Source organism: Solibacillus sp. FSL W7-1464 (genome assembly GCF_038004425.1).
Classification (GTDB): domain Bacteria; phylum Bacillota; class Bacilli; order Bacillales_A; family Planococcaceae; genus Solibacillus.
The window spans coordinates 3890603-3916718 of sequence record NZ_JBBORC010000001.1; the positions used below are offsets into that span (position 1 = coordinate 3890603).

Sequence of the window (26116 nt, forward strand, 5' to 3'; positions counted from 1 at the left end):
TCCCTACTCTTCCAAATCCTCTGTCTGCTCGACAATTTCGGATAAATCGTTTTGGATCTCTACAATTCGTCCTTGTACCGCATTCACAAAATGTATTTCAACTGTGTCATCAGCCAGCTTGACCCGTACTTCCCATGTCGGTGCAAATACCTGAGTTTGCGTTAATTGAACAATTGTAGAATAGCCTAGATTCATTTCCGTAATCTGAGAATCCGGTTTTAATAAATTCTTTCCATATAAAATCTGCAATACTTGTCTTGCAGTTAATAGATTTTGCTGTTTATCCAGCTTTTCATGCTTTTCCAGCATTGTCTGTTCATAGGAAATGATACGGTTGTCATCATCCCAATAAAGTTTTATATATCCACGTACATTATAATACAATGTCACGTCGTTTACCTTCTGGAAAAATGTCGCTTCTTTTTTCTCTTCATCGATATCCCAAAGCACATAGGAATCACCTTCATATACATTGTTATGGACAAATTCCGTATACGCATCTCGAGTATCACTTTTCTGAAGCTTTACAGGCTTTTCCATCGCCACAATCAGTTTGTTGTTATTTTCAATCTTTGCACTTTGGTTCGGGAAAAACGGAACTTCAGATGGGGAAAAGTTTTTAATTTCTCCTGAATAGTATGCTGCACTTTCCTTATTGTTTGGAAGAGCAATATACGTAATATTATCTTCCTTCAATCTTGCTTCCACTTCCATTGTTTCCCCTAAAACTTCTATTTCCTGGCCTTCATTATAACTCTCCAGATATTGCGTATACAAAAAGAGATTCAATACTAGAAAAACCCATATAAAAATAGTCTTCGTTCTACTCCAATCCAACTTCAACACCCCCTATTTCCTTGGGTGTAAGTGGTTTCCATACATTGTTTGTAATGGCGAACCAACTTGGATTTAAAACAATAACATCCGCATTCTGCGTCAATTGATACCCAACAACAATTTCATCTGATTCTTTAAATAATTCATTATTCTCTGTACGTAGAGATTCTATTATTTGCTCTCCTGAATCCAGCTCTCTCTGAGTGCTTTTCACAAAAGATCCAATCGAATAATAAGGGCGGCGATAACGGAAAATACGATTTTCACCCCAAGTCGTCGCAAGTCGTGTTGTTGTAACTTCGCTATGAACCGGATACCCTTGGACGAACAACTGATATTCTGTAATATGCTTACCAATATTCATATAAGACAAGCGGAAATCCTGTGTAAAACCACCATGATCATTTACAAAATTAAAACTGTCTATTAGCAATTTCGAGGAAGATATTGGCGCAATACTTTCTGCAGGCGGATGCACATAATTTATAATACGATTTTGGTTATCTACCGTCATCAATGATGTCCCGTCAGTAAACCTTTCAGATTGAGGACCTTCGTTATTCGGCTTTACAATTTTTAAATCGGTAAACAAAATCTTTTTAAATGAACTAACAGAAGTTTCAACAGACACCGGGTCCACTAAATACGTATAGGTCGATGATTGAATAGGATCTTTGGCCACATACAAAGAACGCAAATTATCCCGCTCAACTTCAACATATTGGCTAAAACCATTGGCCGGTTCTATTACCTTCTTCATAAAATATTCCTTATCCGGTAAGCCTGCATATGCACTATATAACAGTCGCTTTTCTGTGTTTAGGAAGAGTATCTGTAATTGACCATTTTTCTCTATATTTGACCAGTCTACAATAAGACGTGTAAAGCTTGCCTCCGGTATTTCATTATCATTAAAGGATAAAAGACTGGAAAAAACCTGCAATGGCATTTCTTCATTAAAAAACATCGTTACTCGATTATCCTTACGCAGCATATCGTTCATTTTAATGTTAGATAGTTCAGTATCAACTAAATCCAAATCGTAAATTTCCCACGTACGTAATTGGCTGTAGAACTCATTTATAGTAGCGGTAGCAACCGTGCCGGAAAACTGTTCATTTTGGCGATACAGCAATCTGTATGGTTTTAGTACTTCCTGCAATTCCTTGGACTGCCCAACAAGCTCTTCTTCGACCTGTGTCTCTTTTATCGTTTCATATTCTGGTTTGTAATTCCAAATAAGAAGTGTAAATACAACGCTGAGTGTAACGAGGAATGTTAATAAAAGAGACTTGATCTGTTCAATATATTTCATTCCCAATCCCCCGCTTCATCCAATTCATATGGCAATGTGAAGAATATCGTTGTACCTTGTCCTTCCTCACTTTCTGCCCAAATCTTCCCTCCATGTGCTTCAATCATTTCACGGGCAATTGCAAGGCCTAGGCCTGTTCCACCCATCGACCTTGCTCTTGCGCGATCTACGCGATAGAATCGATCGAAAATTCTTGATACATTTTCTTTCGGAATCCCCATGCCATCATCTGAAACCATAACGCGCAGCATATTATCATGAACTGTAAAGCCAAAACGAATATTGCCGCCATCCGGAGAATATTTCAACGCATTTGAAATAATATTGTCGATTACTTGTGTCAGCTTATCAGTATCAATATCAACAAAATAACTTTTTTCCGGAAGCAACCGGATAAACTCCACATTTTGTGACTTCGACATTTCAAAACGGTCAATAATTTGCGTGAAAAACTTATTGAATTCAACAAACTCCAGGTTCAGTTCATATTCTTGACTGTCCATTTTTGATAGCTGCAGTAAATCATTTACAAGGCGAATCATACGCTCTGTTTCGGTTTGCGTGACGTTTAAAAATGTCGGCGCAATATTTTCATCTTTCCATGCACCTTCTGCAAGTGCTTCTAAGTAACTCCGCATCGTTGTTAACGGCGTTCGCAATTCATGGGAAACGTTCGCAACAAATTCCCGACGTTCCATATCAATTTTTTCCTGTTCAGTAATATCGTGCAATACCGTAATCAGACCATTCACAAAACCGGTTTCCTTTTGAATTACAGAAAAGTTTGCGCGTAACATATACGGTGTATCATTCATACTAAAATCAAGATTCACAGGATCTTTCATATGAATCAAGTCTTCAAAACTATATTCTTGGTCTAAACCCAATACCGATGCAATCGGGCGGTTTAAAGTTGTTTCACGTGAATCATGAAGCAATTCCAATGCCGGATCATTAATCAATATAATTTTCCCTTTACGGTCTGTTGCGATTACACCATCCGTCATATTACTAAGTACACTTGCCAATTTTCGGCGTTCTGCTTCAGTTGTGGATTGTGCTTCCTGCAGGCGATTGGTCAAATGATTGAAAGCAATGGCTAACTGACCAATTTCATCTGTCCCGTATACACGCACTTTCCTTGCATAGTTCCCTTTTGACATCGCTTGTGCCTGTTTTCGCATATCCGAAATTGGGCGAGTAATGGTCCGTGCTACGAGAATTCCCAAAATAATTGTAATAGCAAGTGACACTGCAATACCTGCTGCGAAAATCCGGTTAACTTCATTTAATTGCTCATATACCTTTTCGATATTCGACTGAACGTAAATGACGCCTTTCAATTCACCGGCCGGTCCCACATTATCCATTACCGGGACTGCCAGTATCCATACACGCAGACCTGTATCGCGATCCAATGAAACGGTATCCCATATTGTTTCCGAAGACATCGCCTGTCGTATAATTTTTTCGTTTATTCGCTGACCTACAAGTGCCTGGTCATTCGTATCAGAAGTGGCTATAATTCTGTTTCGGTTATCCACTACATTGATTTTATTAATATCTTCTGTAGCGATCCCCTGCAAAATCATTTTTAAACTAACCTCAAGTGAAGGTGAGCTCGTTTCATCGCGCGATTTTAGCATTTCTTCACGAACACTATAATGCACAAGCTCAATTCTTTGGCGAATCGAATCTTGGAAATTCGTTTTTAAATTCGTCTCAAGCTGCTTTGAAAAATAAATGCCTATAATTTGAAGCGCAATTATAATTAATAGGACATAGATCAGTACAAGCTTTACATGGATGGACTTAAAAAAACTCACTTTTTGCATGTATTTTACTCCTGTTCAGGATTTCGTAGGTAGTAGCCGACTCCTCGTCTCGTAACAATCCATAAAGGATGACTCGGATTGTCTTCGATCTTTTCACGTAAACGACGAATTGTTACATCCACTGTTCGTACATCACCGAAATAGTCATAACCCCATACTGTTTGCAGCAAATGCTCACGTGTCATCACCTGACCAATATGTTTTGCTAAATAATGCAGCAATTCAAATTCGCGGTGTGTTAATTCAATTGATTCGTCACGCTTTAATACTAAATAGGCATCTGGCTGAATTGTTAAAGAACCAACGACTATATCATTCGTTTCCGCAGGTGCTTCTTCTATTTGGGCAGGTACGTTTAACCTACGCATATTTGCTTTCACACGGGCAATTAATTCACGTGTACTGAACGGTTTTGTTACATAATCGTCAGCACCCATCTCCAGTCCTAATACTTTATCGATTTCCGACCCTTTTGCCGTCAGCATAATAATTGGAAAATCATATTTTTTACGCACTTCACGACATACTTCCATGCCGTCACGTTTAGGTAACATAATATCCAGCAACATTAAATCAGGTTGTTCTTCTTCAACTTTTTGAAGTGCCTCGTCTCCATCGTATGCACAAATGACGCGATAACCTTCTTTAATTAAATTAAATTGCAGAATATCTGCAATCGGTTTTTCATCGTCTACAACTAATATCGTTTTATCCATCATCTAATTCCTCTTTTCTCATAAATTCTATCTATAATATGAAAGGTTATCTTTATTTTTACTATAACTACTCTATCATGCTTTGCTATTTGGTGCATTATACAGCTATATCGCTATGATTATTTTCCGGGAAATATTCCATCCATTTAAGAATAGTTTTTGAATTTTAACCAATCTGATAACGTAGCGACCATATTATAGAAAAAGCAGTCCAAATCACGCTTGGACTGCTAAAAATTAATCTAAATATGATAACGGATTTACTTCTTTACCGTTCTTATGAATTTCAAAATGTAAATGTGTACCTGTTGAACGTCCTGTTGAACCCATTTGTCCTAAAGCAGAACCTTGTTCAACTACTTGTCCAACTTTTACATCAATCCGAGATAAATGAGCATATAACGATTCAAAACCGTTTTTATGGTTTATCACTACATAATTTCCGTATGTTGAATGCTTGCCTGCAGTTTTGACAACACCATTATCTGACGCTTTTATCGTATAGTTTGATGGACGGGCAATATCAATCCCGTAGTGGTAACGTCCCCAGCGCTCTCCCATATTACTTGAGATATAGCCGCCAACTGCCGGCCAAGCAAAAGTACCTGTTCCGACCGAGGGAATCACTTTAGTTCCGATCACGACAATACGGTCTTCAGGCTCAGCTAAAACATTCGCCTCTGATTGTATTCTTTCAGTTCGGACACCATTCTCTTCAGTGATTAAGTAGGAAACTTCCTTTTTGCCTTTTTCGCCTTCCTGCTTAACAACTTTTTTACCTTTTAGCATCGTTGCATCTTCTTTAACAATTTTTGTAAAATCGATGCCCTCAACAGTTTTCTTTTCGTAAACCGCCTTTACTGTAACCAATGGCTTTTGAACAGTTACATTAACTTGTTCACCAATTTGCAGGACAGTGTCTAATTTAAGTGCAGGGTTCATTTTTAATAATTCAGCAGTTGTTAAATCATGCCCTTTTGCAATTGAACCTAACACATCACCAGCTTTTACAGTGTATGCTTCTTGCTCTGCTGCACCTGTTTGTAAAATTTGTACCGCTTTTTGTGCTGATACAACATTTGCTGGTTCAGCTAGCACTTCATCCCCTGTAATCGGAGAAGATAATGTTAGGTCGACAAGACGTGTTTCATTTTTTTGTAATTCGGGTATAGCATCTTTAGCAGTATTATTTTGCAACTCGTTTAAATCGTTCTGTGTCACGAATTGAAGCTTTAATCCGTCAATTACAGCTTCAAACGCTTCTCTATCTTTCACTGATGCAACAACTGTTTCCCCAACTTTTAATGAGTAGGCTTTTGCCTGAACAGTTATTGCTTCCTGAAGGTTTTTTAATGTTTGTTCTTCATTAGCATCGGCTGTAAATACTTGCTCTGGGATAAGTGAAATATCAGCCCCAGCGTCTAGTGTTAAATCTTTATATTGTTCGCTTGCCTCTTGCTCTTTTTGCGTGACAACCTCATTTACAGTTGCTTCATCTGCAACTGAACCTACGTATGTATCAGCTACATAAACGTGGAAAACTTTAGCGAATTTTTCTTTATCTGTTTCATTCGCGAAACCTATATTGAATGTCACTGTAGAAACAAGCAGTGCAAATAATGCAGCCATTTTAAGTTTTCTATTATGACGATTCATTAGACTTAGTTTTGATTTTTTTAAGTCTAACTTGTTTCCTTTTGAACTCATGATAAAGCTCCTCTCGACTAGATCTATTCTATAAAACATGCTGTATTTTTTTTAGGAAATCCTCTATAGTCAAAAACACACTTTGCTAATGTACCATATTTCTCATTTCAAATGAACCGTTCCAGTCTTTTTGTAACGTAAATGTATTATTTTCTAAAAAAATGTTACATTTTCATTAGGCAAAATAGTATCCCTTCCTCTTTTATATCCATTCCCATTATTTCCTGTAAATGACAAAAAAGCGTATTAAAAGCCTGTTAGACCTTTAATACACTTCTCTATGTCAATCAATTATTTCCAGATTTCATTTACGATATTTGTTTGCTCACGTGAAGGGCCAACAGAGAAAGTCATCAATGAAATACCTGTAAGCTCTACAATGCGCTGTACATATTTTTTTGCATTATCAGGCAGCTCGTCAAATGTCCGAACGTTCGTCACATCTTCTGACCAACCTGGCAGTTCCTCATAGACAGGTTTACACTGTTCAATGATTTCCAGGTTTGCCGGGTATTCTGTAATCTGTTCTCCGTTATATTCATACGCTGTACAAATTTTAACCGTTTCAAGCCCTGATAACACATCAATAGAATTTAAAGCCAAATCCGTTATCCCCGAAACTCGGCGTGAATGACGAACTACAACCGTGTCAAACCATCCAACACGACGCGGGCGACCTGTTGTTGTACCATATTCACGGCCTACTTCCCGAATTTGCTGACCAATTTCATCATGAAGTTCAGAAGGAAATGGACCATCTCCAACACGGGATGTATATGCCTTACAAACACCAACAACGCGTTCTACTGCTGTTGGACCAACACCTGATCCAATTGCGATACCGCCTGCCACTGGATTTGAAGATGTTACATATGGATAAGTTCCTTGATCGACATCAAGCATAATCCCTTGTGCCCCTTCAAACAGCACTTTACCGCCTTCATCAATAACATCATTCAGCACTTTCGATGTATCCGTTACATAATGGGCGATTTCTTGACCGTATGCGTAGTATTCCTCGAATATATCATCGAATTGTAAGCCTTCTACTTCATAAAACTTCGTAAATAAACGATTTTTTAATGTTAAATTTGCACGTAATTTTTTCTCAAATGTTTCTTTATCTAAAAGATCTGCTACACGAATCCCGATTCGGGCAACTTTATCTTGGTAGCATGGACCAATTCCTTTTGCTGTCGTTCCTATTTTTTCATCACCACGTGCTTCTTCCTCTGCAATATCCTGATGAATATGATAAGGCAAAATAACATGTGCACGATTGGAAATTCTTAAGTTCGATGTATCAATTCCTCTAGCTTGCAGTCCTTTTAATTCCGTTACAATTGACTTTGGATTAAGCACAACACCATTCCCTATAACCGAAAGTTTATCCGGATAAAAAATTCCTGAAGGGATTAAATGCAATTTATATGTCTCTCCACCGATTTTAATTGTGTGACCCGCGTTATCTCCACCAGCATAACGTGCGATTGCATCTGCTCTTTTTGAAAGGAAATCTGTAATTTTGCCTTTCCCTTCATCTCCCCATTGCGTACCTACTACAACTACAGCTGTCATCTATGTGCACCTCCGACGAATGAATTACCTAACGACTAAAATTATGTATTAAGTATTTCATTCTTATTCATAAGAATTTACCTTTTAATTCCTTAATGATGAAACATGAACATTTTAACAATTCCGAATCATAAATGTCAACAAAAAACACGAACATATACATTTAACTAATGTATATTGTTCGTGTTTAAGTATTATTCTTCTCGTGGAGGAGGGGTAAATTCTAAATTAAGAAACTTATTGTATTCTTTTCGGAATGCCAAGCTTACCGTGCCTGTTGGACCGTTACGCTGTTTTGCAATAATGATTTCGATAATATCTTTACTTTCCGATTCTTTATCGTAGTAATCATCACGGTATAAGAAGGCTACGATATCGGCATCCTGCTCAATCGAACCAGATTCACGCAAGTCACTCATCATCGGACGTTTATCTTGACGCTGCTCTACACCGCGAGACAGCTGTGATAAGGCTATAACGGGTACTTTTAGTTCACGCGCTAAACCTTTTAAAGAACGTGAAATTTCCGATACTTCCTGCTGACGGTTTTCCCCTGGTTTACCGCTACCTAAAATAAGCTGCAAGTAATCAATTAAAATCATCCCTAAGCCGTTTTCCTTAGCTAAACGTCGGCATTTAGCACGTATATCTGTCATACGCACACCCGGAGAGTCATCGATATAAATACCGGAATTCGATAAACTTCCCATAGCCATCGTCAGCTTGCTCCAGTCCTCTGTCTCCAAAGCGCCTGTACGCAAGCGTTGTGCATCAATATTCCCTTCTGCACATAACATACGCATGACAAGCTGGTCTGCTCCCATCTCAAGAGAAAAAATCGCAACATTTTCACGGGCCTTTACAGCAACACTTTGGGCTACGTTTAAGGCGAATGCTGTTTTACCAACTGACGGACGGGCCGCTACAATAATTAAATCGTTGCGTTGGAAACCCGCAGTCATCTTGTCCAAATCACGGAAACCGGTAGGAATACCCGTCACATCTCCGTCACGTGACTGAAGCTGTTCAATGTTATCAAATGTTTGAACGAGTACATCTTTAACGTGCTTAAAATCACCCGCATTTTTACGGTTCGAAACTTCAAGCATTTTCTTTTCAGCTTCTGCTAAAAGTACTTCTACCTCATCCTCACGCGTATATCCGTCATCCGCAATTTTAGATGCAACGCGAATAAGGCGACGTAAAATCGCCTTTTCCTCTACTATCTTTGCGTAGTGTGCGATATTGGCAGCTGTCGGGACAGCATTCGCCAATTCCGTAATATAACTTAACCCGCCGATATCCTCGAGCTCTTTTTTTGCTGATAATTCTTCCGTTACAGTGACAAGATCAATTGCTTTTCCCTGATCGCTCAAGTTCAGCATCGTCTGGAAAATCTTTTGATGGGCAATATGATAAAAATCATCTGCTATAACAATTTCGGATGCTGTTATTAGAGCTTGTGGTTCAAGGAAAACGGCTCCAATGACCGATTGCTCCGCCTCACTATTATGCGGGGGAACACGGTCCATCATGGATTCGTTCATTGTTGTCGCTCCTTATTCTTCAATTACATGTACCTTTAAAGTAGCCTTTACATCTTGATGTAACTTCACTGGAACATTGGCAAAACCTAATGAACGAAGTCCGTCATTACAATCCATTTTACGTTTATCTACTTTAAAACCATGTTTCTTTTGTAATGCATCCGCAATTTGCTTTGTGGATACTGAACCAAATAGGCGACCGCCTTCACCTGATTTTGCTTTTACTTCTACTGTAATTGCTTCCAATTGCTCTTTTAAATCTTTCGCTGCCTGCAATTCTGCTGCAGCATTTTTTTCTTCTAATCGCTTTTGACCTTGCAGTTCACTAATTGCCTGGTTATTAGCTTCTTTTGCATACCCGTTTTTAATTAAAAAGTTACGTGCATAACCTTCTGCCACTTCTTTAATTTCACCTTTTTTACCTTTACCTTTTACGTCTTTTAAAAATACTACTTTCATGATTCTTTGCTCCCTTCGACTACTTCATTAATTGCTTCATACAAATACTTTTTCACTTCATCAATGGATTGTGCCTGCATTTGTGTAGCGGCATTTGTTAAATGGCCTCCACCGCCAAGCCTTTCCATGACAAGCTGGACATTTACTTCTCCCAATGAACGTGCACTAATGCCGATTTGTCCATCATTGCGATGGGCGATGACAAACGAGGCACCGACATCTTTCATTGTAAGTAAAATATCTGCCGTTTGTGCGATCAATACGGAATCGTATATTTTTGAATCTTCACCATTTGCAACCGCAATTCCTGCAAACGGAAATTCTACAGTTTGAATAATTTTTGAACGGGCAACATATGTTTCTACATCTTCTTTTAACAGACGTTGAATCAGTACAGTATCAGCACCAAATGTACGTAAATACGAAGCGGCTTCAAATGTACGCGCACCTGTTCTTAATGTAAAGCTTTTTGTATCCACTATAATACCAGACAATAATGCTGTCGCTTCAAGCGGCAATAACTTTTCATTTTGAGGCTGGTATTCCAGCAGCTCTGTAACAAGTTCTGCTGTAGAAGATGCATATGGCTCCATATATACTAATGTCGGATTATTGATAAATTCTTCCCCGCGACGGTGATGGTCAATAACAACGACCTTATCTGTCCTGCTTAATATCCGACTATCAATTACCATGCTCGGTTTATGGGTATCGACAATGACTACAAGTGATTTCGGAGTAATTTTGGATAAAGCCTCATCCGGTGTAATAAAGCGATCGTAAAAATCGGTTTTTTGCTCCAACTCGGTCATTAGCCGGTCCACACTTCCGCGCACTTCTTCAAAATTGACTACAACAAATCCTTCAATTCCGTTCATTGCAACCATTTTACGTACACCGACAGATGCTCCTATTGAGTCCATGTCCGGGTTCTTATGGCCCATTACGAAAACGCGGTCACTATCTTGAATCAAATCACTCAATGCATGCGATATTACACGGGCACGTACTCTTGTGCGCTTTTCAACAGGGTTTGTTTTGCCCCCATAAAAGCGAATCTTACCATTGGACTGCTTAATGGCTACTTGGTCACCACCACGGCCCAGAACCAAATCAAGACCCGACTGCGCTAATTGTCCAAGCTCTACAAGGGATTGAGAGCCTGCTCCAATACCGATACTTAACGTTAATGATAAATTTTTCTGAATCAATGTTCGTTCACGGATTACATCTAAAATTGAAAAACGCTTCTGCTCAAGCTCAGATAAAATCGATTCATTTAACACAGCCATGTAACGATCCGATGCGATTCTTTTAACAAAAATATCATAATGTGCTGCCCATTCATTTATAATCGATGTCATCATCGTATTGGTTACGCTTCGTGCCTGGTCATCCATGCCCGATGTGAGCTCATCATAGTTATCGATAAATAGAATGGCAAGTACTGTACGGTCCGCCATATACTGCTTTTCAATCTGTACTTGCTTTGTAATATCAAAGAAATAGAAAAGTTTCTCTTCTTCTTTATAATAAATATGGTATTTTCGATCATTGATAGCAATGACCGTTTCATTTTTTTGATCCTCTTTAACAAGTATAGGCAGCTCTTCTGAAATCATTTCCAGTTCATATCCGACCAGCGATTCGTGCTGCAGGACGCGAAGCATAAACGGGTTGGCCCATTCCACCGTCATTTCATCATTCATTAACAGGATTCCGAATGGCATTTCCAGAAATGCCTCTTTTCCGACATCCTCCATTCGGTAAGAAAGTGCTTGAATATGCTTTTCGGTTTCTACATATGTTAATAATTCAACTTTTACCGTGTAGTAAGCTGCTGCTGAATAAATAGCTATAAAGGCTATTCCCACCCATACATTCCACATCATAATAAGGATAGCTGCTACTGCACCAAGTAAAAACAATACTAATAGTGGATATCGAATTGGTCTTTTACGAAAAATCCCCATTCCCATCAGCTCCTCATTTCTGACTCTTTTCTCGAATGTAATTACGTGCATTAAAGCCTAAATCAACAATACCTACTAAAATAACAAACGAATAGAGAGGTATCGCTAAAATTGTACTTAAAACTTTTATAAACTTCGGATAGCCAAACGCATCAATGACAAAATGTATAAATGAGATACCTTGTATTGTTAATAATACCCATAATACCATTGAAATATTTAGCATGATAATAGCCAATGAAGAATCGGCTTCTGGACGAACGAATAAATTCACCGATAAAACGATTAAGTAATACCATAATACCGATCGTGGTAAACGCAATTCACTAAACTTCGCAAACTTTGGTACATCTACTTTTAAACGTTTTAAAATAGGTAAATTAACGGTAATAATAATAAATGTTAAAAATAACATGGCAAATGTAACGGACGCCGGAATTGTCATTTCCAATGTATTTAACATAGTATTCGCCATATCCATTGTTTCTTTGGGCACAGGTTGTCCAGTCAGATTTTCCGTCATTTTAATCGATTCCATATAACTCGTCTTCATAAGCGCAAGAGAATCCCGAATAAAATCCACTTCAAACAAACGCAATGAAATTAAATACTGAATCGCAAATGTGATGAGCAGGACAATACTCGTGGAGATAAACATAAATACTTTACTTTTTTTATAATAAATAGCATCTCCTATCGCTACACCTGCTGCTGCAAAGATTAATGAAGCGGGTAGTAAAAGCAGTCCACCGATAAAAAAAGTAATAAATACAGCAATCACTGCGACTAAAAGCGATGACTTTCGATTATAGTTTGCGCTATACCAGATCATCGGTAACGGAGCAATAATCGCCGCGATAATATTCGCCAATGGAATATAAAATACGATTGCCATCAGCACAGTGAAAAGCGCAATCATCATTGCACCATGTGCCAGCTTTCTTGTTTGATTATTTTGCATGGAGAACCTTCCTTATCTGTTGTTCGCTAGACTATAATGCAACGATTATTCAAACTTTGCTGCTATAATTGGTCGGCTTTCGACCGGTCTACTTTCAACTTTTCTCACATTTCTATTGTACCATTTTTGCATGATCAAACAAAATAACCGTTACGACAAGAAGAATGAATTAAACGTATATATTCCGATATTCCCTTTAACTTCTCTTTTACTTAACAACTCTGCATATCCCATTGCTGTACAAAATCATGTAATTACTTACATATCAGATATAAATAGGATGAAAATCCATTGCATAGAGTTTAAAAGAAATGATTAGTATGTCATTATAATTTTTTTAGTATAACTTAATATGGAGTAATTTTTGTTTGAATAACTAGTTTCTACGTATTAAAAGCTTTTTTTCTGTTCTTTATGTCCTTTATTTCGTTGACAATTTGTATTGTATAGCATATATTATGTAACCGGTAACACATTTTGTTGAGGGGGGCGTGCAGATGGTTAACATTAAAGATGTGGCAAAGGTTGCAAATCTTTCTGTAGCAACAGTATCACGCTACTTAAATCAAAATGGTTATGTCAGTAAAAAGTCATCAGAACGTATTGAACGAGCAATTTGTGAGCTGGATTATAAGCCTAGCAGTGTTGCACGTTCATTAAGTAAAAAACAATCCAATATTATTGGTCTAATTGTGCCTGATATAAAAAATCCGTATTTTCCAGAGTTGGCACGTGCAGTGGAGGACATGGCCTTATCTTATGGCTATACCGTTGTTCTTTGTAATTCAGACGACCAAATGGAAAAAGAGTTGTTATATTTAGAGCGCCTATCACAAACTTATGTTGCGGGCTTAATTGTGGCAACAAGCTTAATGGATCCTTCTGTTTATATGTCCATCAATACACCAATCGTTGCACTAGACCGAATAATCGATGCAACTGTCCCGACTGTGGCAACCGATAACAGAAAAGGTGCCAGACTTGGGGCGGAGTACTTACTCACAAACGGTGCAGAAAATTTATTATGTATACGTGGTCCACAAGGGTTAAAAACTGCTGATGACCGTCTTACAGGATTTCTGGACGCAACAGATAAACAAAGACCAGATCCAATTGTTATAACAACATCTTTTGATTTTAAAGTTGCTGCTGAAGCAATTGAACAAACTTTAACAAGTAACCCGCAAATTGATGGAGTTTTCGCAAGCAGCGATACATTAGCCATCGCTGCTCTTCATATTGCGCATAAGCTTGGCAAGCGTGTACCGGAAGAACTGCAGATTGTAGGCTTCGATGGTATTGCGCTCGGTGAGATGGTATCACCGCCATTAACAACGGTCGGCCAGGACTTATACAAAATGGGTGCTGCAGCCGCAACAATGTTAATTGAGCAGATTGAAGGCAAAGAAATGAAACAAACGATATTAAATATAGATCCGCAATTAATTGTGCGTGGGACGACAAGAAAGGAAGCTGCAATATGATTACGGTAATAGGAAGTATCAATATGGACTTAGTCGTTCAAATGGATGTTTTCCCTAAGAAGGGTGAGACCGTTTTAGGAAGCTTATTCACAACAGTGCCAGGAGGTAAAGGGGCAAACCAGGCAGTTGCTGCTGCACGCTTAGGCAGCCAAGTTAAAATGTTAGGTGCTGTCGGTTCGGACAGCTTCGGTACAGAGCTTCGTGCGAATCTGAACGAAGAAAATATAAATACAAGCTTAGTTATGAATACAAATGGCGCTACAGGCATTGCGAATATTTTGCTCCACGAATCGGACAACCGTATTGTCGTTGTACCGGGCGCCAACTCGAAAGTAACACCAGAAGTAGTTGCTTCAGCAAAAACTGTTATCGGAAACAGCCAGTTAGTTGTCATGCAGCTTGAAATACCAGTTGAAACAATTGAGTACAGCTTAAAGTTATGTAAAGAGCTTCAAATACCAGTACTGTTTAACCCTGCCCCGGCAGCAAACTTTGACATTGAATGGATGCCTTATATTGAGTATTTAACACCGAACGAAACCGAATGTGCCTTACTATTTGGTGATGATGTTGAAGCAGCATTGGAAAAGTATCCAAATCAGTTAATTGTGACATTAGGTGAAGATGGCGCGCGCTACTTCGATGGTACAAAACATGTTCATGTAAAGGGATACAAAACGACAGCTATTGATACAACAGGTGCCGGGGATACCTTTAACGGTGCATTCGCCCATGCAATTACAAACGGCCAGTCGATTGAAGAAGCAGTATTTTTTGCGAATATAGCGGCATCATTATCCGTTGAAAAATTCGGAGCCCAAGGTGGTATGCCCAATTTAGAAAACGTGATAGCTCGAAAGGACGGCGCAAAATGAAAAAACAGGGCATATTAAATCGAGAGTTGGCAGGTATATTTGCACGTTTAGGTCATACAGATAAAATTGTTATTGCCGATTGCGGCTTACCGATTCCAGAAGGTGTTACATGTATTGATTTATCATACAAATTGGGAGAGCCAGGATTTATTACAATTTTGGAAGTCGTTCTGGAAGATTTAGAAGTAGAACAGAGTTACTTGGCAGAAGAAATAAAAGCTGCTAACGAAGCTGTTCATTCATCTATTTTGAAAATTGTGGAACCGGTTACATATATTTCACACGAGCAATTCAAAAAAATGTCGAGCGAAGCAAAGGTCATTATTCGTACAGGTGAAATGACACCATACGCCAATATCATGCTACAAAGCGGCGTAATTTTCTAAGGTAGGTGACGGAACATGATTGAAATGAAAGGCATAAGAAAAGCATTCAATGACAACGTCGTATTAAATAATGTTGAGTTCACCCTGTTAGACGGGGAAATCCACGCCTTAATGGGTGAAAATGGCGCCGGTAAGTCAACGATGATGAAAATTTTGGCCGGCATCTACTCACGTGATAACGGAGATGTGCTAGTTGACGGTCAGTCGTATACATTTACTTCAGCAAAAGATGCAGAAAACTTGGGCATTCACGTAATTCACCAAGAATTAAATATTCTGCCGCATCTATCTGTAGCGGAAAACCTGTTTTTAGGAAAAGAAAAAACAATCGGTCGTACGGGATTCCTGCGAACGCGTGAAATGAATAAAGAAGCAAAGACACTATTGGCAAAACTCGGTTTGCACATTGATGTACGTCAGCCTGCCGGTTCGCTATCAGTCGGAAAACAACAGCTGATTGAAATTGCCAAAGCGATTAATTCAGATGCAAAATATATCGTAATGGATGAACCGACAGCTGCCCTTACAGATCGTGAAATTGAAACTCTTTTTGAAACGATCAGGGAACTGAAGGCAAAAGGTATTTCGTTTGTTTATATTTCGCACCGTATGGAAGAGATTTTTGCCATTTGTGACCGTATTACGATTTTACGTGACGGTGAATATGTTGGGGTCCGTGAAATTCCAAAAACAACTTTTGATGAAATCGTTAAAATGATGGTCGGACGTGAGCTTGGTGAACGTTATCCTAGCCGTGATGCAAAAATCGGGGATGTTGCTTTAGAAGTAAAAGGGCTAACTTGTCCTGCTGTCTGCAAAGATATTAACTTCCAGATTCGTAAAGGGGAAATCTTAGCATTCGCCGGATTAATGGGGGCAGGCCGTACAGAAGTGGCACAAGCCATATTCGGTAACCTTAAAAAGTCCAAAGGGGATATTTTCATCCACGGTAAAAAAGCGACGATCAAAAATCCGATTCAAGCAATGAAACACGGAATTGGATTTGTGACAGAAGACCGTAAAACAGAAGGACTTGTACTGGATTTTTCAATTAAGGAAAATATGTTTTTAACAAATTTGAAAACGATCGCAAAAAGTGGTTTTATTCAACCGCAACAAGAGCAATTGCATGCTGCGGAATATATTGAGCAGCTAAATATACGCTGTAGTGATGCGACACAGGCTGTCGGTTCATTAAGCGGCGGTAATCAGCAAAAAGTAGTTATTGCGAAGTGGTTAAGTACAAAGCCTGATATTTTAATCCTGGACGAACCTACTCGCGGTGTTGATATTGGGGCAAAAAAGGAAATCTACTCGATTATGAATAAGTTGGCGGAGGAAGGTGTAGCCATTTTAATGATCTCCTCAGAGCTAACGGAAGTGTTAGGTATGGCAGACCGTGTAATGATCATGCATGAAGGACGTCAAACAGCTATTTTAGACAATGTTGACTTAACACAAGAAACTATTATGCATTATGCAACAGGAGGAGAAGAAGTTGTTAAAAACTAGCTCAAAAGAAATGTTAGGAAAGCTAGGTCCTCTTTTAGGATTATTTTTAATTGTAATTGTCATTACGATTTTAAATCCAAGCTTTATGACAACAGATAATGTTTTGAATATATTACGTCAAGTATCGATTAGCGCGCTCATTGCATTTGGTATGACTTTTGTTATTTTAACCGGCGGTATCGATTTATCAGTCGGTTCGACATTAGCCCTTACAGGTGCAGTAGCTGCCACAATGCTCGCTTCAGGAATAGATCCAGTATTAACGATTCTCGCAGCCTTATTGTTAGGGGCCATTCTAGGTGCTGTAAATGGTATCATCATCGCAAAAGGAAAAGTTGCACCATTCATCGCAACATTGGCAACAATGACAATTTATCGCGGATTAACGTTAGTGTATACGGATGGCCGTCCTGTTTCAGACTTAGGAAATGAAATTACATTCCAAATGTTAGGTAAAGGGTATTTCTTCGGTATTCCAGTTCCGGTATGTACAATGATTCTAGCTTTCATTGTGTTATATGTAATTATGCATAAAACAACATTCGGTCGCCGTGTTTATGCAGTAGGCGGAAATGAAGCAGCTTCTAAATTATCAGGAATCAATGTCGATCGTGTAAAAATTGCAGTGTACTCGTTAACAGGTATGTTGGCTGCTTTATCCGCTCTAATTTTAACTTCTCGTTTAAATTCTGCACAGCCAACAGCTGGAACATCTTATGAGTTGGATGCAATCGCAGCAGTCGTTTTAGGTGGGACAAGTTTAACAGGCGGTAAAGGCTGGATTTTCGGTACATTGGTAGGTGCCTTGATTATCGGAGTGTTGAACAACGGATTGAACTTAATTGGCGTTTCTTCATTCTTCCAGCAAGTGGTAAAAGGGATTGTTATTTTAATCGCGGTATTAATTGACCGTAAAAAAACAGCGTAGAAGGAGGTCATTAGCGTGAAAAAACAATTAATATTATTAATGGCACTTTTGGCCACTGTAATGCTTTCGGCTTGTACGGTAAAACCAGGCTTCTCCTTGGAGCCTTCTTTCGGAACATCGGCTAAATCATCAGAAAGCAGTAATGATACTTTGACAATCGGTTTATCCATTTCTACTTTAAACAATCCTTTCTTCGTAACGCTAAGTGAAAATGCAGAAGCAAAGGCAAAAGAACTCGGTGTGAAAACAACGATTGTAGATGCCCAGGATAATGCATCTAAACAAGCTTCCGATATTGAAGATTTAATCCAGCAAAACGTTGATTTAATTATTATTAACCCGGTTGATTCAGTTGCTGTTGCAACTGCCGTTGAATCTGCCAATGCTTTAAATATTCCTGTCATCACGGTAGACCGGTCGTCTGAAGGTGGCGAAGTCGTATCGCATATCGCCTCTGATAACGTAGCAGGCGGAAAGCTGGCTGGAGACTATATTACTGAGTTAGTTGGTGAAGGTGCCAAAGTTGTAGAACTGGAAGGTGTCGCAGGATCATCTGCTGCACGTGATCGCGGACAAGGATTCAATGAAGCTGTCACAGGTATATTAGACGTCGTTGCAAAGCAAACAGCGAACTTTAACCGTTCAGAAGGCTTAACAGTAATGGAGAATATTCTGCAGTCCAATCCGGATATTACAGCTGTATTTGCACACAATGATGAAATGGCATTAGGTGCGCAAGAAGCAATCTCAGCTTCAGGTAAGAAGATTGTAGTGGTCGGCTTTGATGCGACTGATGATGCGGTAGCTGCTGTTAAAGCAGGAAGTCTGGCTGCAACAGTTGCGCAAAAACCTGATGAAATCGGAAAAATCGCAATGGAAACAGCGATTGCTTATTTAAACGGTGAAACGGTTGAAGAAGTGATCCCGGTTAATCTTGAATTAATTAAAAAATAATAATGCAACAGCCTTCAAATAGGCTATTGCTCCTCTCAGGCTGTCACAAGTGATTTTGTGGCGGCCTTTGTTTTATGGACTGATAAAAATACTTCGTACAATAAAAAAAGTACAGCAGAGGCCGAATAAGCCAATACTGTACTTTTTAGAAAAATTATTTTTCTTCAGCTACGAATGGTAATAATGCCATAATACGTGAAACTTTGATTGCGTTTGTAAGTTTACGTTGGTATTTAGCAGAAGTACCAGTTACGCGACGTGGTAAAATTTTACCGCGCTCAGAGATGAATTTCTTTAAAAGATCTACATCTTTGTAGTCGATGTGCGTAATGTTATTTGAAGTGAAGTAGCAAACTTTACGGCGTTTGCGGCCTCCGCGACGTGGTGCCATTATCGTGTTCCTCCTTTTAATTTTTAATTATAGATGTGAAGTTCTTAGAACGGTAAATCGTCTTCAGAAACTTCAATCGGTCCTTTACTGTTAGCAAATGGATCCTCATCTACACGTGTATAATTTTGCTGATTTTGAGCTGGCTGTTGATAAGAACCGTAAGAATCCTGTGATTGTGCGCCCCCAAATTGTTGGTTAGGCTGATTATAAGATGGCTGACCACCATAATTTTGCCCACCGCTATATTGTTGGCTTGGTGCACCTTGTGATGCATTAGCTCCTCCACGTGGTTCCAGGAACTGCACTGAATCAGCAACGACATCTGTAGTATACACACGCTTTCCATCTTGTCCTTCAAAGCTACCTGTTTGAATACGACCCTCTACACCAATCAAACTTCCTTTTCTCATGAAGTTTGCCAAGTTTTCGGCTTGTTTTCTCCAGGCAATACAGCCTATGAAATCTGCTTCGCGTTCACCCGACTGGCTCGAAAATGTACGGTTTACGGCAATCGTAAAACGTGCCATTGGAACTCCACTCGGTGTGTAACGAAGCTCTGGATCCTTTGTAAGCCTTCCGACTAGTACGACACGGTTAATCATCAATGCGCCCTCCTTTTTTCAGCATTTAAGTTTAAAAATTATTTTTCTTCTTCGCGTACTGCGATGTGACGGATGATGTCTTCGCTGATGTTAGCTAGACGAGTGTATTCGTTGATAGCTTCAGTACCAGCGTTAACTTTCACGATTTGGTAGAAACCTTCGCGGAAGTCATTGATTTCGTAAGCTAAACGACGCTTACCCCAATCTTTTGCTTCTGTGATTTCTGCACCATTTGAAGTTAAGATTTCTTGGAAACGCTCTACTAAAGCTTTCTTCGCTTCTTCTTCAATGTTTGGGCGGATGATGTACATTAATTCGTACTTTCTCATTTGTGTTTGCACCTCCTTATGGACTTGGGCTCTCCTACAAAATAGGGAGCAAGGAGTAAGTAACTTCTATTACTCACATCAATGAATTGTATCATAGTTGTTATTTCTATGCAACTGTATACGTCTTTAATATTAATGAAAAAATAGATTATTTCATATAGAAATAAACGCTTTGCGAGTATTATTTCTACTCACAAAGCGTCTACTAATTATACGTTAAATAGGAATTCCAATACATCGCCGTCTTGTACCACATATTCTTTACCTTCAGCGCGTACACGGCCCGCTTCTTTTGCAGCAGGTTTTGAACCGTATTCCACTAAGTCCGTAAATGCAACCGTTTCAGCACGGATAAAGCCACGTTCAAAATCAGTATGAATAATACCGGCACATTGTGGTGCTTTCATGCCTTTGCGGAATGTCCATGCACGAACTTCCTGTACACCAGCTGTGAAGTAAGTAGCTAAACCTAATAGACTGTATGAAGCTTTAATCAATTGGTCTAAACCTGATTCAGCAATTCCCAATTCAGCTAAAAATTCTTTTTTCTCATCGTCTTCCAGCTCAGAAATTTCTTCTTCAATTTTTGCACAAACAGTAATTACTTGTGCGCCTTCAGCTGCTGCATATTCTTGTACCATTTTTACATACTTGTTTTCAGACGGATCCGCTACCTCATCCTCAGAAACGTTTGCAACATAAAGCATTGGTTTAATCGTTAATAGGTGTAAACCTTTAATTACTTTTTTCTCGTCATCAGAAAGGTCTGCCGCACGAGCAGGTTTTTCAGCTTCCAGTACTTCTTTCAGCTTTTGAAGAATCGGCTCTTCTGTCATTGCTTCTTTATCTTTTTGCTTCGCCATTTTTGCTACACGGGCAATACGTTTATCCACTGATTCCATATCCGCTAAAATTAACTCTAAATTAATAACTTCAATATCATCAATCGGGTTTACTGTACCCGAAACGTGCGTAATATTTTCATCTTCAAAACAACGAACAACTTGGCAAATTGCGTCTACTTCACGAATGTGAGCAAGGAATTTGTTTCCTAAACCTTCACCAGTTGAAGCACCTTTTACGATACCTGCGATGTCTGTGAATTCAAAAGTTGTCGGAACTGTTTTCTTTGGTACTACTAATTCTGTTAATTTGTCTAAACGCTCATCTGGAACAGTTACACTACCTACGTTCGGTTCGATTGTTGCGAACGGATAGTTTGCCGCAAGAGCGCCTGCTTTGGTAATTGCGTTGAATAAAGTCGATTTTCCTACGTTAGGTAAACCAACAATACCAGCTGTTAATGCCATATTGACACAACCTTTCTATGTTCAGTTCATTTAAATTTATTATTAATTCTTTTATGGATTTTTCTGTCCATTAAATTTTACAACCTTGTCTATTATATTGATTGCGGGCTTAAAAGTCTATTTTGCTTTTAGACTTCTTCTGCCTGGCGTAAAATTTTCTTCATTTTTTTCTCAAACTCGCGGCGTGGAATCATAACGCTATGTCCGCAACCCTCACATTTTATGCGAATATCAGCACCTAATCGGATTACTTTCCATTCGTTCGTTCCGCAAGGATGTTGTTTTTTCATTTCCACAACGTCATTAAGACTGTACTGCTTTGCTTCCATCTATTATTCTCCTCCCTGATTTCGCTCATAAAACATCATTTTCGGTACAGCAAGAGGGATACCGTTGCGTGTTAAGATGTCGATTACATCTTTCCTTATAATACGTGATATTGAATATTGCTGTAATGGTAATGTTTCTATTGTAATAGCAATTGTCGCTTCTGTGCTTGTCGTATTTGTGACACCTAAAAAGACAGGTGCGGTGACAAGTTCCTCATATTTTCCCGGTAATGTATCTAAATAGTTTTGTATGACCATTTGCACTTTTTCAATATTCGCATCGAGCGAAATTTGCATATTTATCGTAGCTTTTGAGTTATTGATGGAATAGTTGATGACATCTACAATACTGCCGTTTGGAATAATAAATTGTTCTCCTGTTACTCCCTTTACTTTCGTTGTACGAAGACCAATCTCCATCACGGTACCTTCTGCCGTATTGATTTTAACAAAATCCCCTACACCGAACTGGTCTTCTAAAATAATGAAGAATCCTGTAATGACATCCTTCACCAAGTTTTGTGCACCAAAGGCGATGGCCACTGAAGCAATCCCGGCCCCTGCAAGTAATCCGGCAACTTGGATATTCATAGCCGATAAAATCCCCATAATGGCGGAGAAGTACACTAAATAGCTCAGAACGCTTTGCAACAGCTTTACAATTGTAAGATGCCGACGTTCATTCGTTCTTACACGCAGCATAAACACTCGGTGGATTATCTTTTTGCCGATAAAAACGACAAGATAAGAAATAACGATAATCGCCAGGATCTTCGCGCTGGCTATAATAATAGCATCCCAAAACTCAGCACTTGTGACATAATCCCAAAGCCTTTTCGTATAGTGTGCGAGTCCTTTTAAATCAGTTTCAGAAAATTCTTCCAAATCTAATTTCAAATCTTCTTCCAAATTTACCACCTCTTGTATAACAAACTTTAAAATTGAATATACTGCATAAATATATCGTATTTCAGCTTATTTCTCGAGTAATCTACTTAAATCAAAAATTTAAAGGAGTGATAATATGACACAAGCCTGTCCTCAAAATTATAGCGTCCATTATGAACAGACGAGCGCTGTTTGGGAGCTTAGCGAAATCTTTTTAAAAACGATTCCGTTTGACCATGAAGAACTTATTTTTTGCTGTATCGGTACAGACCGATCTACAGGTGATGCACTAGGCCCGATTATCGGCAGCCAGCTGCACCAAACTTTTTCATTTCCGTTTCCGGTCGTTGGAACATTGCAGGCACCGCTGCATGCACTCAATATTGTAGAGCGCTACGAACAGCTTATTAATGAAAAAGAACAACCATTTATTATTGCAATTGATGCATGTTTAGGTGAATCAAATGCGATTGGTTCTATTCTAATCCAACAGGGTCCTCTTTATCCCGGAAAAGCCGTGAAAAAGGAGTTGCCCCCTATCGGTAACATTTCTGTTAAGGGAATTGTTAACGTAGGAGGCTTTATGGAAGCTAAAGTATTACAAAATACGAGACTGCACGTTACGTATTCTATGAGTGATAAAATCGTTCGGGCACTTGTTTTAGCATGGCAGCGCCATTTACTGAAACGGAAAAATAATCGCAACGAGTATCCCGACCATCAAAATCGCTGGCAGCAGATTGGCTATACGGATTTTCGTTAATCCCGCAATATTCAAACCGATTGCCATGATCATAATACCGCCTGTAGCCGTCATTTCTGTGATGAATAGATCCAGTGCTTCACTGGGAATATATGTACTAATGACACCTGCAAATAACGCAATTGAGCCTTGATATAAAAACACTGGAATGGCCGATAGTAGGACACCGATCCCTAAAGTTGAACTTAATATAATCGACATAAATCCATCGATAATTCCTTTAGTGATGAGGATATTGTGATCATTGCGCAAGCCGCTATCGAGAGCACCGAGAATGCCCATTGAGCCAATAACAAAAATGAGCGTTGCAGTAACGAACCCCTCCGCAATCGTTCCTTTTTGTGCACGCTTTCCAAAAAGTGACTCGATCCATTGACCGAAACGATTAAACTTCCCTTCAAGATCGAGCCATTCACCGATGACCGTACCTATGATTAAACTGATGATAAGGAGAATAAAATTTGTACTCTCCAATCCCATTTGGATTCCTAGTAGCGCAACTACTAAACCAATAATAGATAATACTGTCTGCTGCATGGATTCCGGAATATTTTTAAAGATACGGCCGACCAATGCACCGATAATGATAAATAATGCATTTAATAGAGAACCTAGTAATACCATGAAATTTCCTCTTTCTATTTGCTGTCTGACAAATTCAACTTTATGTATTATTCTTTTTATATTATAACTGTTCATAAAAAAAGTGCTGGAACTTTTCGCTCAGCACTTTTTATTGTTGTTCCATATTTAATATTTCCAAAATACGATGCAAATCATCATCTGAATAAAACTCAATTTCGATTTTACCTTTATTCTTGGCTTTTCTGATTTGTACTTGTGTACCAAAATAATCACGTAATTGGGACTCGGTTGCCTGCGTATGGATATCTTTTTTTGTCGGTTTTGTTTCACGTGAAACAGCTTCATTTAAATCTTGAATATACTTTTCCAACTGACGAACATTAAGATGATCTTTTATTACCTTATTTGCCACTTCAGGTATGCGTCGCTTATTTTTCAGTCCAAGCAATGCCCGTCCATGCCCCATTGTGAGCTTTCCTTCATTGACAAGGTCCCGAATGTCTTCCGGCAGTTGCAACAGACGGATTAAATTCGCAATATGCGGACGGCTTTTTCCTAATCGTTTTGCTAAATCATCTTGTGTGAAATTCAGTTTCACAATTAAACTGTTGTATGCCTCTGCTTCTTCAATTGGCGTTAAATCTTCGCGTTGCAAGTTTTCCAAAATAGCAACTTCCATCATTTGCTGCTCATTGAAGTCTTTCACAATGACAGGTACATCCGTTAAACCAGCACTAATCGCTGCACGATAACGGCGTTCTCCTGCTACAATTTCATATTTCCTTCCATTTTTACGGACAACAATCGGTTGAATGATACCATGTTCCCGAATAGAGCTGGCTAACTCTTCAATTGCAGTTTCATCAAAGATTTTACGTGGCTGAAATGGATTTGCTAAAATTTTACCGACTGTAATTTGCTGTACCTGGTCCTCTTTATGTACGGCCTCTTCACGAAAAAGCGCATCAATCCCTTTTCCTAAACCTTTAACCATTTTTAATCACTTCCCTTGCAAACTCTAAGTAAATTTCTGCTCCGCGTGATTTTGAATCATATAAAATTACCGGTTTCCCATGACTCGGTGCCTCACTTAACCTTACATTACGCGGAATAATTGAGCGATATACTTTATCTTGGAAATAGCGTTTTACTTCGTCGATTACTTGAAGACCTAAATTCGTACGGGCATCCAGCATTGTGAGTAACACGCCATCAATCATTAACTCCTTGTTCAAATGTTTTTGGACAAGGCGGACTGTCGATAGCAATTGGCTTAGCCCCTCCAATGCGTAATATTCACATTGTACAGGAATAATCAGGGCATCAGAGGCAGTCAGCGCATTAATTGTTAATAAGCCAAGTGATGGTGGACAATCAATAATAATGAAATCAAAATTATTTTTAATCTCCTGCAATGATTTTTTTAGTCGAACTTCGCGGGAAATTGTGGATACCAGCTCGATTTCAGCACCTGCCAATGATATTGTAGCAGGAACAATATATAAATTTTCTACATCTGTTTGTTGAATGACGCCTTTAATATCTTCATCATTAATTAATACGTCGTATACACAACTTTCCAAATCACCTTTTCGTACACCTAATCCGCTTGATGCGTTACCCTGTGGGTCGATATCGATTATTAATACTTTCTTTCCTAAAAAAGCTAAACATGCACTTAAGTTAACAGAGGTTGTCGTTTTTCCAACGCCACCTTTTTGATTGGCTATCGCAATAATACGTCCCAATATCCGCACCTGCTTTCATCACTTCAATTTAGGTATCTTTTTAAAGTCTAAAAATCTCGGCTTACTAAATCTTCCTTTTATAATACTATTTATTTTATCTTAAC

At 38.8% G+C, this 26116-nt stretch carries 26 protein-coding genes; 7 read left to right on the top strand and 19 right to left on the bottom strand.

All coding sequences use genetic code 11. From position 1 onward, the window contains the following. Positions 1–3 precede the first annotated feature (3 nt). From MKZ25_RS19450 to MKZ25_RS19495, 10 genes are all read right to left on the bottom strand, one after another. Positions 4–837 (bottom strand): two-component system regulatory protein YycI, encoded by an 834-nt coding sequence (locus MKZ25_RS19450; protein WP_340802914.1) that lies wholly within the window; start codon positions 835–837, stop codon positions 4–6. After that, entirely contained in the window at positions 824–2152 is a 1329-nt protein-coding gene (locus tag MKZ25_RS19455) for a YycH family regulatory protein (RefSeq protein ID WP_340802915.1), read from the bottom strand. The genes MKZ25_RS19450 and MKZ25_RS19455 overlap by 14 nt, the downstream gene beginning before the upstream one ends. Further along, on the bottom strand, positions 2149–3987 hold the full coding sequence (walK, locus tag MKZ25_RS19460; protein ID WP_340802916.1) for a cell wall metabolism sensor histidine kinase WalK: 1839 nt from the start codon (positions 3985–3987) through the stop codon (positions 2149–2151). The genes MKZ25_RS19455 and walK overlap by 4 nt, the downstream gene beginning before the upstream one ends. Positions 3988–3992: 5 nt before the next feature. Then, entirely contained in the window at positions 3993–4703 is a 711-nt protein-coding gene (yycF, locus tag MKZ25_RS19465) for a response regulator YycF (RefSeq protein WP_340802917.1), read from the bottom strand. A gap of 237 nt (positions 4704–4940) precedes the next feature. Continuing rightward, positions 4941–6410, bottom strand: coding sequence for a peptidoglycan DD-metalloendopeptidase family protein (locus MKZ25_RS19470; protein ID WP_340802918.1), 1470 nt, complete (start codon positions 6408–6410; stop codon positions 4941–4943). Positions 6411–6701: 291 nt separating this feature from the next. Further along, positions 6702–7988, bottom strand: a complete 1287-nt coding sequence (locus tag MKZ25_RS19475; RefSeq protein WP_340802919.1) for an adenylosuccinate synthase — start codon at positions 7986–7988, stop codon at positions 6702–6704. Between the two features lie 194 nt (positions 7989–8182). Further along, positions 8183–9535: a replicative DNA helicase gene (dnaB, locus tag MKZ25_RS19480; protein ID WP_340802920.1), complete on the bottom strand. Its 1353-nt coding sequence runs from the start codon at positions 9533–9535 to the stop codon at positions 8183–8185. A gap of 12 nt (positions 9536–9547) precedes the next feature. Continuing rightward, positions 9548–9994 carry a 50S ribosomal protein L9 gene (rplI, locus tag MKZ25_RS19485; RefSeq protein WP_340716825.1) on the bottom strand — a complete coding sequence of 149 codons (447 nt, stop codon included), beginning with the start codon at positions 9992–9994 and terminating at the stop codon, positions 9548–9550. Then, on the bottom strand, positions 9991–11967 hold the full coding sequence (locus MKZ25_RS19490; protein ID WP_340802921.1) for a DHH family phosphoesterase: 1977 nt from the start codon (positions 11965–11967) through the stop codon (positions 9991–9993). Before MKZ25_RS19490 ends, rplI begins: the two co-directional genes overlap by 4 nt. 13 nt (positions 11968–11980) lie before the next feature. Continuing rightward, a complete protein-coding gene (locus MKZ25_RS19495; protein ID WP_340802922.1) occupies positions 11981–12928 on the bottom strand; it encodes a YybS family protein in 948 nt (315 codons plus the stop codon). A gap of 497 nt (positions 12929–13425) precedes the next feature. On the opposite strand from MKZ25_RS19495, the gene MKZ25_RS19500 reads away from it, so the two are divergent. The 6 genes from MKZ25_RS19500 to rbsB are packed head-to-tail and all read left to right on the top strand — an operon-like array spanning position 13426 to position 19067. Beyond that, positions 13426–14412, top strand: a complete 987-nt coding sequence (locus tag MKZ25_RS19500; protein WP_340802923.1) for a LacI family DNA-binding transcriptional regulator — start codon at positions 13426–13428, stop codon at positions 14410–14412. Then, positions 14409–15287 carry a ribokinase gene (gene rbsK, locus MKZ25_RS19505; protein WP_340802924.1) on the top strand — a complete coding sequence of 293 codons (879 nt, stop codon included), beginning with the start codon at positions 14409–14411 and terminating at the stop codon, positions 15285–15287. The genes MKZ25_RS19500 and rbsK overlap by 4 nt, the downstream gene beginning before the upstream one ends. Beyond that, positions 15284–15673, top strand: coding sequence for a D-ribose pyranase (rbsD, locus tag MKZ25_RS19510; RefSeq protein WP_340802925.1), 390 nt, complete (start codon positions 15284–15286; stop codon positions 15671–15673). The genes rbsK and rbsD overlap by 4 nt, the downstream gene beginning before the upstream one ends. Before the next feature lie 15 nt (positions 15674–15688). Beyond that, a complete protein-coding gene (locus MKZ25_RS19515; RefSeq protein WP_340802926.1) occupies positions 15689–17185 on the top strand; it encodes a sugar ABC transporter ATP-binding protein in 1497 nt (498 codons plus the stop codon). Continuing rightward, the gene (gene rbsC / locus MKZ25_RS19520) at positions 17172–18113 is read left to right on the top strand and encodes a ribose ABC transporter permease (protein WP_340802927.1); all 942 of its coding nucleotides are present in this window, start codon (positions 17172–17174) and stop codon (positions 18111–18113) included. The genes MKZ25_RS19515 and rbsC overlap by 14 nt, the downstream gene beginning before the upstream one ends. Before the next feature lie 15 nt (positions 18114–18128). Beyond that, positions 18129–19067 carry a ribose ABC transporter substrate-binding protein RbsB gene (rbsB, locus tag MKZ25_RS19525; RefSeq protein ID WP_340802928.1) on the top strand — a complete coding sequence of 313 codons (939 nt, stop codon included), beginning with the start codon at positions 18129–18131 and terminating at the stop codon, positions 19065–19067. Between the two features lie 154 nt (positions 19068–19221). On the opposite strand, the gene rpsR is transcribed toward rbsB, so the two are convergent. From rpsR to MKZ25_RS19555, 6 genes are all read right to left on the bottom strand, one after another. Beyond that, positions 19222–19461 carry a 30S ribosomal protein S18 gene (rpsR, locus tag MKZ25_RS19530; protein WP_191701183.1) on the bottom strand — a complete coding sequence of 80 codons (240 nt, stop codon included), beginning with the start codon at positions 19459–19461 and terminating at the stop codon, positions 19222–19224. A gap of 41 nt (positions 19462–19502) precedes the next feature. Continuing rightward, positions 19503–20060: a single-stranded DNA-binding protein gene (ssb, locus tag MKZ25_RS19535; RefSeq protein ID WP_014822353.1), complete on the bottom strand. Its 558-nt coding sequence runs from the start codon at positions 20058–20060 to the stop codon at positions 19503–19505. A gap of 38 nt (positions 20061–20098) precedes the next feature. Continuing rightward, positions 20099–20389 carry a 30S ribosomal protein S6 gene (rpsF, locus tag MKZ25_RS19540; protein ID WP_340716834.1) on the bottom strand — a complete coding sequence of 97 codons (291 nt, stop codon included), beginning with the start codon at positions 20387–20389 and terminating at the stop codon, positions 20099–20101. A gap of 209 nt (positions 20390–20598) precedes the next feature. Continuing rightward, the gene (ychF, locus tag MKZ25_RS19545) at positions 20599–21699 is read right to left on the bottom strand and encodes a redox-regulated ATPase YchF (protein ID WP_340802929.1); all 1101 of its coding nucleotides are present in this window, start codon (positions 21697–21699) and stop codon (positions 20599–20601) included. 128 nt (positions 21700–21827) lie between these two features. After that, entirely contained in the window at positions 21828–22028 is a 201-nt protein-coding gene (locus MKZ25_RS19550; RefSeq protein ID WP_008408362.1) for a DUF951 domain-containing protein, read from the bottom strand. A 3-nt stretch (positions 22029–22031) separates the two neighbouring features. Next, a complete protein-coding gene (locus MKZ25_RS19555) occupies positions 22032–22937 on the bottom strand; it encodes a mechanosensitive ion channel family protein (protein ID WP_340802930.1) in 906 nt (301 codons plus the stop codon). Positions 22938–23052: 115 nt separating this feature from the next. On the opposite strand from MKZ25_RS19555, the gene yyaC reads away from it, so the two are divergent. Next, positions 23053–23679 (top strand): spore protease YyaC, encoded by a 627-nt coding sequence (yyaC, locus tag MKZ25_RS19560; RefSeq protein ID WP_008408365.1) that lies wholly within the window; start codon positions 23053–23055, stop codon positions 23677–23679. Here the strand turns inward: yyaC and MKZ25_RS19565 are convergent. From MKZ25_RS19565 to MKZ25_RS19575, 3 genes are all read right to left on the bottom strand, one after another. Continuing rightward, positions 23596–24303 (bottom strand): DUF554 domain-containing protein, encoded by a 708-nt coding sequence (locus MKZ25_RS19565; protein WP_340802931.1) that lies wholly within the window; start codon positions 24301–24303, stop codon positions 23596–23598. The genes yyaC and MKZ25_RS19565 overlap by 84 nt on opposite strands. Before the next feature lie 109 nt (positions 24304–24412). Next, positions 24413–25258: a ParB/RepB/Spo0J family partition protein gene (locus MKZ25_RS19570; RefSeq protein WP_340802932.1), complete on the bottom strand. Its 846-nt coding sequence runs from the start codon at positions 25256–25258 to the stop codon at positions 24413–24415. Continuing rightward, positions 25251–26012: a ParA family protein gene (locus tag MKZ25_RS19575; protein WP_079523590.1), complete on the bottom strand. Its 762-nt coding sequence runs from the start codon at positions 26010–26012 to the stop codon at positions 25251–25253. The genes MKZ25_RS19570 and MKZ25_RS19575 overlap by 8 nt, the downstream gene beginning before the upstream one ends. Positions 26013–26116 lie beyond the last annotated feature (104 nt).